Below are 15,453 nucleotides of genomic sequence, written 5' to 3'. Positions count from 1 at the left end.
AATGAGAATTCTCCATATCGCCTACCAGCAACTTAAACGTTACGGCAAAACTCGCGTTAGCTGGGCTGAAAAAATGACATTTGGTTTAATCAAAAACGACCATTATGTTAAAACCTATAGTGATCGCGATGTTGCCTCGAATGAAGCACCTTTTAAAATTCGAGACTTAGGCAAAAAGGCGGCCAATAAATACCTATTAGAAACGGTTGAATCCTTTGATCCGGATCTTATCATCGCTGGCCATTGCGATATGATCACCAACGAAACATTAGCCGCTATAAAAAAAGCAGCCCCACACAGAGTCATTGTTCATTGCAATAATGACCCTTTATTTGTTCCGTCCAACGTAGAGCGAATCAAAAAACGTGCCGAAGTAGCCGATGCCATTTTTGTTTCTACGGGCCGCAGTGAGCTATCTATTTTTGAAGGATTGGGAACACGCGTGTATCACATGCCAAACCCAACAGACCCTTCCATTGAGACACTCGACAACTCGACTAAAACAGATCTCGATATCGACTTACTATTTTGCAGTAACAGCAACGACTTTACCGAACGCTTGGCAATGGTGGGACGCTTAAAAGAAGCACTGGCCGATGACGTGCGCTTCAGAACATTTGGTAGTTTCGGGGAAGACCCGGTATGGGGGCGTGACTATGACCGTGCTCTATCTCAAACTAAGATGGGTTTGAACCTTAACCGACAAGAAGGAATGTATTGGTATTCATCCGCTCGCATGGCTCAACTAGCAGGGAATGGCATCTTACAATTCACCCACGAATCCCCTCGATTCGACACACTTATGCCAGAAGAAAGCCTTGTATATTTCGCGAACGAGGACGATTTAAAATCGAAAATTCTTGAATTCCAACACGACGACGCTAAACGCCGCTACTGGGCAAGCCGAGCTCGCACGTTCTTCCATCAAGAAATGAACTCAAAATTATATGCACAATATATTGTTGAAGCCGCCACTCAAACCGCATTTAGTCATGATTACGTATGGGCGCGGGACATCCACTTAGACGGCTCAATGAGGTAATGCGCCTATCTTTGTAAGGGGCGCAACTCGAGCAACACGTCTAACTTTCCGTGATGGCTAACGTTCGTCATATAACAGTAAAAAACGAGATGTAATCAACATGGCCTCGAATCCAATCAAAGTAGCTCAAGTACTCGCGGGTGCAGCTAATGGCGGCGCCGAAAACTTTTTTGTGCGCTTAGTCAGCGGTTTAAATGAGCAACCAGAGCTACAAGAAAAAGCATTTATACGTAACCACCAGCACCGCTTAGATGCCTTAAGAGGCAACGGCGTAGACGCCCAGGGGTTCTCCTTTGGTGGCAAGCTAGACCTGTTAGGAGCCTACCGTTTCAAGAAAGCTCTCAACGCTTTTGAACCAGAAATAGTCATGACATGGATGAGTCGTGCCAGCGGTTCCACCCCTAACTCGAGCAAATACATTTTAGTAAACCGCCTAGGCCATTATTACAATCTCAAATACTATAAACACTCTGACTACTGGGTTGGTATTAGCAAAGGCATTTGCCAACACATGATTGATGGCGGCTTCCCTAAAGAGAAAATTGTACATATCCCCAACTTTGCTGATGAGACTCCCGTTACCGCTATCCCACGGGACAGTTTTAACACTCCAGCGGAGCAGCCACTCATTCTGGCAGCGGGTAGGCTCCATACCAACAAAGGCTTCGACACATTACTTCATAGCTTAGAGCGCATACCATCAGCTACCCTATGGTTAGCTGGCGCAGGGCCTGAAGAAGCCAATCTAAAAGCTCTTTGTTCACAATTAGGGTTGGATCAGCGCGTTCGGTTTTTAGGATGGCGCGATGATGTCACCACGCTAATGAAAACCGCAGACCTGTTCGTATGCCCTTCGCGCCATGAAGGTCTGGGATCGATTGTAATGGAATCATGGGCGCATCAATGCCCCATAGTAGCGACTAACTCTCAAGGCCCGGGCGAGGCTATCACTCATGGCGAAAGCGGACTCATCACGCCAATTGACGACAGCAAAGCGTTAGCGGATGCTATTAATGAGGTGTTAGGTAGTGATGATTTACGAAACGAACTGATTCATGGTGCATCACGCGTGTATGCAGAACATTACTCTAAAAAGCGCATAGTAGAGCAGTATATTGATTTTTATCAGAAAATTACTCGCTAGAGACTATCACTGTTTACCTAACCAACCGTAGCCTAAGATAATTTCAGCGCTACGGTCAGCCTCAGCTAACGCTATAGGGTTCTGGCTCGACGCCGGCTTGCTCAAAGAACCAACAAGCTCATCCGTTTTGAGACGCTCAATACCTTTAACAACTCGGCTTTTCTCCGCTGGCAATAGGTTGATTAAGTTAACCACGCAGCCGGCTGTCAATGCTTCATAGGTCATCGAGATACTATCTTCAGTTACCCAACACGTCTCAGTGATAGCGATTGTATTCGGCAGCCAATCACTACTCGTATCCTCAGCCAAAACCAACGTAAATACGCTATCAAGGCCACTCAGGGCTTTTACTAGCGAGTCAGGCGTGCGCCGCGACGTCGCCAATGTCCATTGAGTATCTGGAAAACCAGTTAACACACTTGAGATCTGATCAAGCACTTGCTGATCGTGCCATTCATAATGCTTGGAAGGCCCACCTAAAAGAATCAGACCTGTCCCATGTTGCTTTGGCTGAGCAACCACGCGATTGAGCGCACCTCGCGTCTGAATTACGTTGGCCGGCAATTGGTCGACATCCAATAAATCATGCTCAGGGATAACGCACTGATCAAACCAGCTTATTGGCAAGGAAGGTTTCATAAGCACCACTGTTTTGGCCTTAAAAAAGCGCCCTAGCGCTAACGCTGTCCAGTGTGTTTTGTGTCCAGCGGCCAACACAAGAGCAGTAGGCTTCATGGAAGGCGATGCCCCCCCAAAAAACATACTTTTTATAAGTAGGCTCAGCGCGTTAAATACAGATAAGGGTGGTCGAACTTCAACCGCCAGTGCTGGGTTACGTCTCACTAGCGCCTCAGCCAGCCCCTTGCTTTGATTCACATGACCCGGCTTGCCATCACTGATGATAAGAATATCTGACACCACACTTAACCACTTTTCAATATTTCTCTTTATGATACTCCAGATCACTGACGCACCAAAAAAAGAAACAGATTATTCCATCCTAGCCGCAGCAAACAATTCCATTTTCTGAATAGGGTGATTACAATTTAACCTCTTGGGCCCTCTGCTTTAACAAGCTTAGTCTTATCAGTTTCGCTCACGACTGTGTAATAACGGCTCTCTACATTATTTTTACTACTTTACTTATTAGGAGTTCGCATGGCTGCGTTCGGTACAGTTTTTATGCCTGAAATGGCAATTTCTTGGTTTGACGGTTCTAGCTGGAGCACTCCTGAACTCGTCGCGAGCGACAGCCTACAACTCCACCCCGGCGCGCACGTCTTACACTACTCAAGCACCTGCTTTGAAGGCCTCAAGGCGTTTCGTCATGCTGACGGTTCTGTCAAAATTTTCCGCATGGACAAAAATTTAGACCGTTTTGAGCAAAGTAGCCATTTGCTAGCGCTCCCTCCTATTGATAAAAACGCAACACGCGAAATGATCATAGACACGGTTCGTCGCTTTGCGGCTGATGTTCCTGAAGCGCCTGGCTCCTTGTACATCCGACCAACTCACATTGGTACTGAAGCGGCTATCGGTAAAGCAGCAGCGCCTTCTCTGACCTCTTGTCAGTATATCCTCGTTTCACCTGTAGGGGATTATTTTGCGGGCGGAGTAGCGGCTTTACGTGTACTCATCGAAGACGATGGAATGCGCTGCGCAACACATATGGGCATGATTAAAAGTGGTGGCAACTATGCCAGCGCCTTACTGCCAATAATGAAAGCACGCGCTGAAGTGCAAGCCGATCAAATCTTGTTTTGCCCTAATGGCGACGTTCAAGAAACAGGAGCAGCAAACTTTTTATTGATCGATGGTGATGAAATTATTACTAAAGCGCTTGATGAAAGTTTCTTACACGGTGTTACCCGCGATTCGGTCTTAACTATAGCTCGCGATATGGGCATGCGCATTTCTGAGCGTGACATCACCGTTGATGAGCTATTAGAACGTGCCGCTAAACCTAATTGCGAAGCGGCGCTTTCTGGCACAGCTGCCGTTCTAACACCGGTGGGAACATTTATCCATCACGGAAAAGAAATCAGCATCGGGAACGGCGGCATAGGCGAAACCACGCTAAAACTGCGCAAAGCACTGAATGATATTCAATGGGGCAACAGCGAAGATAAATATGGCTGGCTTACTGAAGTTTAAGTAGGGAGTATTCAGCAGGAGGGGCCAAGCACAAACCTATGCCCCTCCTCTTATTAGCCCCTTCTCAACTTTGTGGCTCATCCACTTTTATAAAACGTTTCCATATGTGAGTCACAGCGGCTCTCAACTCGGTCATTTCAACATCATTCATTGCCTTAGAGCGCTCTTGCAAGGCCAATCGATGCCCTACAGCACGATAACGTTTATAGGCTTCCTGCAAAGTAACCGCGTCGTCTTCTGGTAGCAAACCTTCTGCCTGTAAAACTTCTAAAATCCGAATATTATCGGAATACGTGCACAAAGCAGGGTGTTTATCTGCGTGTGCTAACACGAGATACTGAACCAAAAACTCAATATCAACGATTCCCCCCTCATCTTGCTTTAGATTAAACAAGCCGTCTTCAACATCTTGGGAAGAGGAGCCCAAATGCGTACGCATTTTTTGGCGCATATCGGCCACTTCTTTTTGCAATACCTCGAGATCACGCGGCTTCGCTAAAATTGTTTGGCGCAAGTTGTTAAAATCGCCACTCAACCCAGAAGCGCCGGCAATAACACGAGCACGAACTAGCGCTTGGTGTTCCCACGTCCAAGCGCTGTTATTCTGATACTCTCCAAAAGCTTTTAAAGAACTAACCAGCAAGCCTGAATTTCCCGAAGGTCGCAGCCGCATATCCACCTCGTATAACTGCCCTCCGGCCGTAAACGTATTGAGGATATGTATCATTCGCTGACCTAAGCGCGTGAAGAAAACAGCATTAGCAATCGGCTTCGCACCATCCGTCATAAGATCGGTTTCACAATCATGAATGAACACCAAATCCAAATCTGAGCCATAAGATAACTCGATACCACCCAGTTTGCCGTAGCCCAGCACAATAAAGTCAGGGTCCGCAGGTACGCCAGCCGTTTTCATCGGACGGCCATGTTTTTCTAGCATTAACCGCCACGCTATATCTAACACACTACTTATAATAACTTCTGCAAGCCAAGTCAGATAATCACTGACTTTCATCAGCGGCAAAACGCCGGTAATGTCGGCCGCCGCTACGCGTAAAAGATGTGCACTTTTGAAATAGCGTAACGCTTCCATTAATTGCTCGATATCATCCTCAGGTATGCGTAATAGCTGCTGACGCAACTCGTTGGCTAACGCGGCTTTATCAGTTGGCGCATAAAGAGTACGTGGATCAATGAGTTCATCTAGCAAAACTGGCTTTTTCGCTAACTGGTCAGCAAACCACGCACTGCTAGAGCACAGTTTCACCAGTTGCTGTAAAGCCGCTGGGTTTTCATGCAATAGCACCAGATAAGCAGAACGCCTGAGGATTGCATGAATGAGCATCATTATCCGATTTAAAGTTTGTGTCGGATTCTCGACCTGACTAACTTCTTCTAGTAGCACAGGTAAAACACGTTTAAGCCTTTCAACGCCACCTGGCTGCAACACTTGTACAGTGCGCGAATCACGTAGTTCACTAATCAGTTTCAGCGCGGCTTCTGGGTCATCACTGTATTTATCGCTAATAAACGCTAACGACTCAGCCTCATCAAGATGCCCATTCCACAATGCCAACCAATTACCTTCTTCCTGTTGCTCCTGATCGGCGGACTCTGTTGAAGAGGGAGCAATCACTTCCTCAAAATGAGCCCTAACAATTTCTCGGTGATACTTAAGCTGCTCACTGCATTGCTGCCATGAATCAAACCCCATACTAAATGCCAAGCGTGCTTTGCCGAGATCATCAGTGGGCAGTTCTTGAGTCTGTTTATCGGCTATGGCTTGGATGGCGTGCTCGATATTACGTAAAAAGATATAGGCGGCAATTAGCTCCTCTACAGCTTCTGGAGTCACATCCGATAATTCGGGCAATAAGGGTAAAATTGTCAATAACTCACGTTGCTGCAAACGACTATCGCGCCCGCCCCTGATCAACTGGAATGCTTGGGCTATAAACTCAACTTCGCGAATCCCACCTGGGCCTAATTTAACATTAAGCTCCATCCCTTTGCGTCGCACTTCGCGATTAATCATCTCTTTCATTTCGCGTAATGACTCGAAAGCGCCATAGTCCAGGTACTTGCGGTAAACAAACGGCTTTAGCATTGCCATCAATTGAGCGCCCTGCTCTTTGTCACCCGCGACCACTCGCGCTTTAATCATGGCATAGCGTTCCCATTCACGCCCTTGATCTTGATAGTAGTGTTCCATTGCTGCAAAACTTAATGCGAGCGGGCTTGCTGAACCAAAAGGTCGGAGGCGCATATCCACACGAAACACAAAACCTTCGCCATTCATGGTGTCTAAAGCATGGATTAACTTTTGCCCTAGACGAATGAAAAATTCTTGGTTTTCTAAGGTACGCTTAGCTCCCTCTGTTTCACCTTTCTCAGGGAATGTAAAAATCAGATCAATATCCGATGATAGATTGAGTTCATGTGCTCCGAGTTTCCCCATGCCCAACACGACCATGCGTTGCTGCTGTTTTTCTCCGGTAGTTTCACAGACATGCATGGGTGTACCCCAACGATCGCAAGCTTGCTGATAAAGCACTTCAAGCGCACCATCAATGAGTGCATCAGCCATCCAGCTTAACTCCAACACGGTCTGCTGCATGGTGGCTCTTCGCGTTAAATCGCGCCAAATCAGACGCACCATGGATTGCTGCCTAAGAAGACGCAAAACAGATAGTAAAGAAGGCTCGTCTGTAACCTGCTTTAGCGCCTCCTGAACAAGCGTTTTATATCCGTTTAATGACTGATTTTGATCCAACTGTTCGGCATTGCATAATGAAGCGCCCCATTCAGGATGACGAGCCAATTGGTCAACCACAAAATCACTACCAATCGAAACGGTCAGTAACTCATTGTAGCGACTCGCCGGCCAGTGCGGCTTTACTGATTCCAACAATGGGGATAACCGGTCCCACTGCTTCTCAGCTAATGGAATAAGATCACTGGGTAGCGCGGATAAATTAGGCGTCATAGTTTTCTCTTTTTAAACGGTATAAATAATCAGACACTTATCATGATGGGGAGCTAAAACAACATCTAATCAACACCGGTTCGCCTGATGAAAAAGGCGATAACCTCGTTCTGCTTTACTAATATCACTGGTGACCAAGCACCCAAGTTCAGCTTGCAACTGGTCTTTAAGCATCAGCAAGTCTTCTACCGCTCCTGACTTTAGCTCTAATTCTAACTCGCAAATAGCATCTTTTAATAACTCACCATCGCGCGCGCACTGATAACTCACATCACCTTGATCGAGCGCAACTTCTATCTGCGTGTCGTTTACAGTAACCCACCACACAAGCCGATCAAAATTAGTGGCGAAAATAGGTAACAGTTGACCTTTAAGTTTTTCTACAGGTAATGCATCCGGCCATTGAGCTTGCGCGAGCAAGGTTAAATCTAGATCCGGCTTGTCAAGCAACCACTCCCATTCACCTCTCTGATGCAAGCCATTCATGCTGTGCCCACGCGTTTTAACCGTTTGAATAATATCCTCACCTTGCTCTCGGATACGCAGAGCCACTTTATGCTGCGTGAGAGCAAGCTCGGGCGTATCGTAATACCGATTTACTAGGTGATTTTTACCTTTAAAATCGGCACCTTGCAGTACCTTAAGCGCTAAAACTTGTTCTAGCTTATCGGCAGGAAAAGTCAGCTTCACTTCCGTTTCATTTGCCACTCTATTCATTCCCCATGCAATGTTAATCTCTATTACCTGATCTTTTTTAACATTTAGTTACAATTAGATGATATTTTTACTACAAATACAGGTATCTCACCCTTATACTTGCGCGAAAACTCAATCCTAAACAGGTTTTGGTTATGATTACTAACAATCCGATTATGCAAATGTTTGCACGTTCACCGTTCAAACCGATGCAAGAGCACATCGTAAAGGCACAGGCCTGTGCAGAACAGCTAATCCCCTTCTTTAATGCTGTTATAGCAAACGACTGGGAAACTGCCCGAACAACCCAACATAAGATTGCGGTTTTAGAAGGCGAAGCTGATCGATTGAAAAAGGATGTTCGTCAACACCTACCTAATAGCATTTTCCTTCCGGTACCACGTACCGATCTCTTGGAATTGCTGCGTATGCAGGACAAAATCGCCAACCGCGCCAAAGACATTGCAGGGATAATGTTAGGCCGCGAAATGCCAGTCCCTGAAGTCATACAGCCCATTATGCTTGAGTTTGTTCAATCTGCCTTAGCAACATCTGGACAAGCCGTCACTGCATTATCCGAACTGGACGAACTCGTCAGCGCAGGATTTCGCGGCCGCGAAGTAGAGGTCGTAGAAAAAATGCTAATCGAACTCGATCAACTTGAGCACAAAAATGATGAGTTTGAACGCACGATTCGCTCTCAACTCTTTGCTATTGAACGCGACTTACACCCCATCGATGCTATTTTCCTCTATCAGGTCATTAGTGGCATAGGTGACTTAGCTGATCGCGCCCAACAAGTCGGCAGCCGTTTACAACTTCTGCTAGCACGCTAATCTCAACAAAAAGGCATTATCATGAGCATTATTGCGCAATACGGCGATATCATCGTCATACTTGCATGTGTGTTTGGTTTTTTCATGGCGTGGGGTGTCGGCGCAAACGACGTTGCTAACGCTATGGGTACGTCAGTTGGTTCCAAAGCGCTGACAATGAAACAAGCGATTATGATCGCTATTCTTTTCGAGTTTGCAGGGGCTTATTTAGCCGGTGGCGCCGTAACCGCCACTATTCGCAAAGGTATTATTGACCCCGGAATTTTATCCGGCAATCCTGAACTTCTCGTTTTTGGTATGCTCTCGGCACTGCTCGCTGCAGGCTTATGGTTACTCATCGCTACACATTATGGGTGGCCAGTTTCAACCACCCACTCTATCGTCGGTGCCATTGTAGGCTTTGCTGCCGTCGGCATCTCAGTTGATGCTGTCCATTGGGACAAAGTCTCTAAAATCGTCGCTAGCTGGGTCGTCTCGCCCGTCACCGCAGGCATTATTGCTTTCTTCTTGTTTAGGAGTGTGCAAAAGCTGATTTTAGATACGGATAAACCATTCGAAAATTCTAAAAAGTACGTGCCCGTTTATATCTTTTTAGTAGGCTTTATTATCTCAATGGTGACATTCACCAAAGGGCTAAAGCACATCGGCCTTGATATCAGCTTTGCAAACAGCGCGTTCATCTCGATAGGTGTGGCTGCTATTACCATGTTCATTGGTATCATGATGCTAAAGAAAATCAAAGCAGACCCTACAGCAGATAAGGACTATCATTTCGCGAGCGTCGAGAAGGTATTTGGTGTTCTAATGATGTTCACAGCCTGCGCCATGGCCTTTGCTCACGGCTCTAACGATGTAGCTAACGCCGTAGGCCCTTTAGCGGCCGTCGTAGGCGTTATAAGCTCTGGTGGTGAAGTAGCGCAAAAAACAGCAATGCCTGCTTGGATACTGCTCTTAGGTGGCGCTGGTATCGTAGCTGGCCTCATCATGTACGGTCATAAAGTCATTGCTACCGTAGGTAATAATATTACCGAACTTACCCCAAGTCGCGGTTTTGCTGCCACCTTGGCTGCAGCCACAACGGTTGTCGTTGCATCTGGTACGGGGTTGCCAATTTCTACCACGCACACGCTTGTAGGAGCCGTACTCGGCGTCGGTCTTGCTCGCGGCTTAGCGGCACTCAACTTACGCGTTGTCGGCACCATCTTTGTGTCCTGGGTAGTTACCCTACCTGCAGGCGCACTATTAGCGATCATGTTCTTCTTCATGTTTAAGGGTATGTTCACTTAAGCTTTGTGCTAATACACTGAAACACGCCCACTAAGAAGGCTCGACCCGCTTCCCGAAAGCCTGCACAATAGAGAAAAACTTGTGCAGGCTTTTTATTATGTCTAAATCTATTCCAAGTCTGATCGACATGCTGACGCAGCTCATAGCCACCCCTTCTGTTAGTTGTACAGCACAAGAGTTGGACATGAGCAACCGCCCCGTTATTGATCTACTAGCCACCTGGTTATCAGCAATCGGTTTTGAGATTGAGGTGATGCCGGTTCCCGGCTATGCAGGCAAATACAATCTTATTGCCACACTTGGCCAAGGCCCCGGCGGTCTAGTTTTATCTGGCCATACAGACACAGTCCCTTTCAATGAAGAGAAATGGAAAAGCAATCCGTTCACACTCACAGAGAAAGACCAACGCCTATATGGATTGGGCAGCTGTGATATGAAGGGCTTTTTCGCACTCGCCATAGAGGCCGCCAAGCAGTTTGTAGACCATCCTTTTAAGTCGCCTTTAATCATTCTAGCGACTGCCGACGAGGAGAGCTCCATGTCAGGCGCCCAGGCCTTAGCCGATGCTGGCAAACCCAAGGCTCGTTATGCAGTTATTGGCGAACCCACCAGCTTGCGCCCTATTCGCATGCACAAAGGCATCATGATGGAAGGCATCAAAATCACCGGACGTTCTGGGCATTCATCCGATCCATCATTAGGGGCTAACGCACTCGATGCCATGCATAAAGTATTGGGCGAGCTCATGAGTTTTCGTCAAGAAATGCAAAGCAATTATCGTAACAGCGCGTTTCGTGTTGATGTGCCCACACTCAATTTAGGTTGCATTCACGGAGGCGACAACCCCAACCGGATTTGTGGACAATGCGAACTAGAGTATGATTTGCGCCCGCTTCCTGGAATGGATATGTCGGTGCTACGCGAAGGCATTTATAAACGCGTAAAACCTTTAGAGGCCCAATACGATGTTATTATCGACTGCGCACCCATCTTTAATGGCATTCCATCATTTGAAACGGCTGCCAACGCTGAGCTAGTTCAAATGGCCGAAAAGCTTACCGGCTATACAGCCGACGCTGTCGCCTTCGCAACAGAGGCGCCTTTTCTACAATCGTTAGGCATGGAAACGATTGTGATGGGCCCCGGTAGTATTGACCAAGCCCATCAACCAGACGAGTTCATAGCGCTGGACCAAATCCGTCCAACCGTTGATATACTGAGCCACATGATTAAGCGCTACTGTTTACAATAGCGGACTGAATTTTTTAAGAGGAAACCTCGTTGTCTGACCCAACCGCCACTGACTATGTAAATTGGTTCCGTCATTCATCGCCTTACATTAACGCACATCGCGGTAAAACATTTGTGCTAATGCTAGGTGGCGAAGCGATTATCGACCCTAACTTCGATAACATCATTCATGACATCGCCTTGATGACCAGCTTGGGAATTCGACTCGTCATTGTTCATGGTGCACGACCACAGATTGAGTCACGTCTTGAAGAGCGTGGTTTAGAAACTCGCCTGCATCATGACATGCGCATTACAGATAGCGAATCCTTATTATGTGTTATGGAGTCCATTGGCGTAATTCGTAACCTATTCGAATCCAAACTATCCATGGGACTCGTCAATACACCCATGCATGGTGCTGAAATACGTGCCGTATCGGGTAATTTTATTACAGGCCGTCCCGTGGGTGTCTATGAAGGCGTCGACTTATGCCATACAGGAGAAGTACGACGCATTGATCACAAAGGTATTTGCGCTCAACTTGATAGCGGAAACATCGTGTTGTTATCGAACCTAGGCTTTTCCCCAACAGGAGAAATATTCAACTTATCAGTCGAAGAAGTAGCTGCCCAAACAGCCATTGCATTACAAGCTGACAAGTTAATTTTATTTGGCGGCGAAAGCGGCATTATAGATAGTAAAGGCGAGGTTCGTTCTGAGTTGCTTGCCAAGACAGCTGAGCGCTTCCTAAGCCAGTACCATCAACAACTCGAAAGTACCGACGTTGCGCACTCCGAAGTCTCTAAGTTGCTGTATATGGCAACTATTGCATGCGCTGGAGGCGTCCCGCGTAGCCATTTAATTAGCTACAAAGAAGACGGCGCCTTACTCGCTGAGCTCTACACAAGAGACGGCGCAGGCACAATGGTTATCAAAGAGTCTTATGAACAAGTCCGCGCGGCCACCATTGAAGACGTTGGCGGCATTATCGAACTAATTAAACCCTTAGAAGACAAAGGCATTTTAGTACGCCGCTCACGCGAATTACTGGAGGCGGAAGTCGAGCAGTTTTTTGTGGTAGAACGAGATGGTGCCATCATTGGTTGTGCAGCACTCTACCAGTATGAAGAGTCGAAAATGGGTGAGCTAGCTTGCGTTGCTATTGCTAAAGAATATCAAGGGGGTGACCGGGCAGAGATGTTACTCGCGTCGATTGAAGAGCAAGCGAAAGAGTTGGGTCTTAACGCTTTATTTGTACTAACAACGCGTACAGCCCATTGGTTCATTGAACATGGTTTTGTTGAAGTGGCAATCGAGCAACTGCCTAGCAAAAAGCAAGCGCTCTACAATTTCCAACGTAATTCAAAAGTGTTCTCTAAAGCGCTGCGATAAATACAAAAGCGCTCGGGATTAAATCCGAGTGCTTTTTAACAACCAGTGCTAGCTATTACTAGCCGGTTGGCAAAATTATTTTAAAGCTAGCGCCACCCAAAGAAGACTCACCCACTTCTAGTTGGCCGTCATAACTACTCAATATATCCACAGCCACTGCCAAACCAATCCCTTGCCCTGGCGCTGCGGATGTATCTACACGGGCACCACGTTGCAAGATAATATGCCGCATTTCAGGCGAGACACCAGGCCCATCATCTTCAAGCTCCAAATGCACGCCGTCATCATCACACACTAACGAGACCCGGACCTTTGAGTGGGAATATTTAAAGGCATTTTCAAGCAGATTACCCAGCATTTCCATTAAGTCGCGCTCATCGGCGCCAAACAGAGCTGTTTCGTCCAGCAAGAGAGAGTAATCCACACTTTTCTCTCGGTACACTTTACTTAACGCTGAGGTAATTCGCTTTATTAAGGGCGCTAAAGCTATTGCATGCACAATCGTATTATTTTGGCTACGCACAGCCCTCGCCAATTGATACTGAACTATTTGATCCATCCGACGTACTTGCTCATCCACTACGGATCGGTAACTTTCGTAGCTCAGCTTTTCGTTTCCCGCCCCACGAACAACCGCTAGTGGCGTTTTAAGACTATGCGCTAAATCACCTAATGTGTTGCGATAACGCTCCCGTTGGTTACGTTCACTATGCAAAAGGTGATTCAAGCTATCAGTCACCCCTTGCACTTCTTCTGGATATTGACCAGCTAAACGCGTTGTCTGACCTCGTTCAATTTCATGCAGATCAGCCACCAACTTGCTCAATGGCTGCAAACCCCAGCGAGTCACTAATGTCTGAAGAATTAACGCCAAAATAGTCACGGCAAATAACCAGCCCCACAAGTGGGTGCGATAGCTATTTAATTGCGTTTGCAGGGTGCCGCCTGGCTCTAATAATGAAAATAAATAGCGACGAACCACCCCTTCGGTTTCCCATTGAACAGGGTATTGATAGAGGTAGTAGTTCTGATCCGCCAAGAACTCAAAACGAGTCTCACCGGTTTTCAGCTGAGTACTGAGCAGCTGGGTACGTAACGGCTTATCAATGAACTTGGCCGACGGGGACTCCCACTGCAACTGTCCTAGTTGAGAATGGATAAATGCATACCCGTAACCATCATTTGGGATGGATAAATAATCAGGCACTTTCAACTGATTATCTTTGTAACGTACTTCGCCAATCATGATATACACCTGCAAGCGCATCCTATCTTCTAAGGACGCTTGCAAACTGTAGGCGTAAGAATTCTGCAGAGCATAGCCCGCTACAGTAATAATAACGGGCAACAACAGGAAAGAAGCGATTAATAAGCGCGCTTTAAGGGATCGAGGGTACCAGCGTCCTAGCCGTTTCATCAATAAAGCTTAACGCCGCACTATGAAGATTGCATATCAAAACGATACCCAAGGCCTCTCACCGTAGTAATAGGATTGAGTGTCTGGTCGGGATCCAATTTTTGACGTAAGCGACGTATAAAGACCTCTAATACATTACTGTCCCTATCAAAATCCTGGTGATAGAGATGCTCGGTTAGCTCTGCTTTGGATACTGTCTTACCGGCATTCAGCATGAGGTATTCAAGGGTACGGTACTCGTAACTGGTGAGTTTGATAGGCTTGTCAAAACAAGCAACAACGCGCCCAATCGTGTCTAGGCTTAACGGGCCAAACTCAAGCAACGGTTTAGCATGACCTGCAGCACGGCGCAGCAGCGCGTTTAAACGGGCCAATAACTCTTCCATGTGGAACGGCTTGACCAAGAAGTCATCCGCTCCCGCTTCGAGCCCTTCTACTTTGTCTTGCCAATCACTGCGTGCCGTTAAAATGAGGATCGGAAAGTTTCTTTCTTCTGCACGCCACCGTCTGATCAGCTCAACCCCTGACAACGAGGGCAAGCCTAAATCAACAATTGCTAAGTCATAAGAAAATTCAGAACCCAGGTAAAGAGCCTCTTGACCATCCGCTGTCTCTTCAACAGTATAGCCACGAGATTCAAGCCCGCTGACCAACTGGCGACGTAAATCTGCATCATCCTCAACGACCAACAGCTTCATTCGTTACTCCTGTTATATTTACCTAAATCCAAATCTACCTGCCTGTTTCTGGCGAGTAACTTGCTCACTCGTGGCTGAATGAACCCGTTCCTCAAACTTATTGCATGCAATTTAAGACACTTAATCACAAACAATTCGGCGCGCTTCGCATAACTTACACGATGAGGGTAAGTTTGCAATATATACCGAGTTTTTCAATATTATAATATGTTGTTTATCATCATCTTAGCCTACAAAGGCTGCGAATCGTTGTCATTTCTTGGGTGGCGATGCTTTGTTAGCTTCTTGCTTTTGCAACCTAACAGCTATCATCACAAAACGAATATTGTAAACAAAACCAATCACGAGAACGATAGGCATGGTTACAATAAAAATCTGCCCTAATGTCGGATTAGCAAGCCATTGCCCTGCCCATAAGGATAGTATACTTATCACAAATAAGGGTATGCCTACCCATCTCATTCGTCGTAGCCAATCGTCTTGTTTAATCTGTTTTTTATTCACAAATGACCTCAATCAAATAGTACGAATATTACCGTTAAAACCTTCAAGCATACATCAAGCCACC

General features: G+C 46.5%; 13 protein-coding genes. 7 read left to right on the top strand and 6 right to left on the bottom strand.

Annotated features, from left to right (window positions below):
• The first annotated feature begins 1 nt into the window (after position 1).
• Entirely contained in the window at positions 2 to 1,042 is a 1,041-nt protein-coding gene (locus BS617_RS00675) for a glycosyltransferase family protein (RefSeq protein WP_075171012.1), read from the top strand.
• Positions 1,043 to 1,142: 100 nt separating this feature from the next.
• On the top strand, positions 1,143 to 2,186 hold the full coding sequence (locus BS617_RS00670; protein WP_075171011.1) for a glycosyltransferase: 1,044 nt from the start codon (positions 1,143 to 1,145) through the stop codon (positions 2,184 to 2,186).
• 6 nt (positions 2,187 to 2,192) lie between these two features.
• Here BS617_RS00670 and BS617_RS00665 read toward each other — a convergent pair whose 3' ends face one another.
• Positions 2,193 to 3,104 carry a mitochondrial fission ELM1 family protein gene (locus BS617_RS00665; RefSeq protein ID WP_075173366.1) on the bottom strand — a complete coding sequence of 304 codons (912 nt, stop codon included), beginning with the start codon at positions 3,102 to 3,104 and terminating at the stop codon, positions 2,193 to 2,195.
• Between the two features lie 240 nt (positions 3,105 to 3,344).
• Between BS617_RS00665 and BS617_RS00660 the strand changes: the two genes are divergently transcribed.
• Positions 3,345 to 4,340, top strand: coding sequence for a branched-chain amino acid aminotransferase (locus tag BS617_RS00660; RefSeq protein ID WP_075171010.1), 996 nt, complete (start codon positions 3,345 to 3,347; stop codon positions 4,338 to 4,340).
• A 64-nt stretch (positions 4,341 to 4,404) separates the two neighbouring features.
• On the opposite strand, the gene glnE is transcribed toward BS617_RS00660, so the two are convergent.
• Both glnE and BS617_RS00650 read right to left on the bottom strand, forming a co-directional pair.
• On the bottom strand, positions 4,405 to 7,326 hold the full coding sequence (glnE, locus tag BS617_RS00655) for a bifunctional [glutamate--ammonia ligase]-adenylyl-L-tyrosine phosphorylase/[glutamate--ammonia-ligase] adenylyltransferase (protein ID WP_075171009.1): 2,922 nt from the start codon (positions 7,324 to 7,326) through the stop codon (positions 4,405 to 4,407).
• 69 nt (positions 7,327 to 7,395) lie between these two features.
• On the bottom strand, positions 7,396 to 8,034 hold the full coding sequence (locus BS617_RS00650) for a CYTH domain-containing protein (protein WP_075171008.1): 639 nt from the start codon (positions 8,032 to 8,034) through the stop codon (positions 7,396 to 7,398).
• 143 nt (positions 8,035 to 8,177) lie between these two features.
• Between BS617_RS00650 and BS617_RS00645 the strand changes: the two genes are divergently transcribed.
• The 4 genes from BS617_RS00645 (at position 8,178) to argA (ending at position 12,770) form a co-directional block, all read left to right on the top strand.
• Positions 8,178 to 8,858: a TIGR00153 family protein gene (locus BS617_RS00645; RefSeq protein WP_075171007.1), complete on the top strand. Its 681-nt coding sequence runs from the start codon at positions 8,178 to 8,180 to the stop codon at positions 8,856 to 8,858.
• Positions 8,859 to 8,879: 21 nt separating this feature from the next.
• Positions 8,880 to 10,145 (top strand): inorganic phosphate transporter, encoded by a 1,266-nt coding sequence (locus BS617_RS00640; protein ID WP_075171006.1) that lies wholly within the window; start codon positions 8,880 to 8,882, stop codon positions 10,143 to 10,145.
• A 97-nt stretch (positions 10,146 to 10,242) separates the two neighbouring features.
• Positions 10,243 to 11,397: an acetylornithine deacetylase gene (gene argE / locus BS617_RS00635; protein ID WP_075171005.1), complete on the top strand. Its 1,155-nt coding sequence runs from the start codon at positions 10,243 to 10,245 to the stop codon at positions 11,395 to 11,397.
• A 29-nt stretch (positions 11,398 to 11,426) separates the two neighbouring features.
• Positions 11,427 to 12,770 (top strand): amino-acid N-acetyltransferase, encoded by a 1,344-nt coding sequence (gene argA, locus BS617_RS00630; RefSeq protein WP_075171004.1) that lies wholly within the window; start codon positions 11,427 to 11,429, stop codon positions 12,768 to 12,770.
• A gap of 58 nt (positions 12,771 to 12,828) precedes the next feature.
• Here argA and BS617_RS00625 read toward each other — a convergent pair whose 3' ends face one another.
• From BS617_RS00625 to BS617_RS00615, 3 genes are all read right to left on the bottom strand, one after another.
• Positions 12,829 to 14,187, bottom strand: coding sequence for an ATP-binding protein (locus BS617_RS00625; protein WP_075171003.1), 1,359 nt, complete (start codon positions 14,185 to 14,187; stop codon positions 12,829 to 12,831).
• A 20-nt stretch (positions 14,188 to 14,207) separates the two neighbouring features.
• A complete protein-coding gene (locus BS617_RS00620) occupies positions 14,208 to 14,885 on the bottom strand; it encodes a response regulator transcription factor (RefSeq protein ID WP_075171002.1) in 678 nt (225 codons plus the stop codon).
• 252 nt (positions 14,886 to 15,137) lie between these two features.
• Positions 15,138 to 15,389 carry a hypothetical protein gene (locus tag BS617_RS00615; RefSeq protein WP_075171001.1) on the bottom strand — a complete coding sequence of 84 codons (252 nt, stop codon included), beginning with the start codon at positions 15,387 to 15,389 and terminating at the stop codon, positions 15,138 to 15,140.
• Positions 15,390 to 15,453 lie beyond the last annotated feature (64 nt).

Origin of the sequence: Neptunomonas phycophila, assembly GCF_001922575.1 — a bacterium.
GTDB lineage: Bacteria > Pseudomonadota > Gammaproteobacteria > Pseudomonadales > Balneatricaceae > Neptunomonas > Neptunomonas phycophila.
Note: the sequence above shows the minus strand (reverse complement) of the source record. Positions and strands in the feature narration are given on the sequence as shown.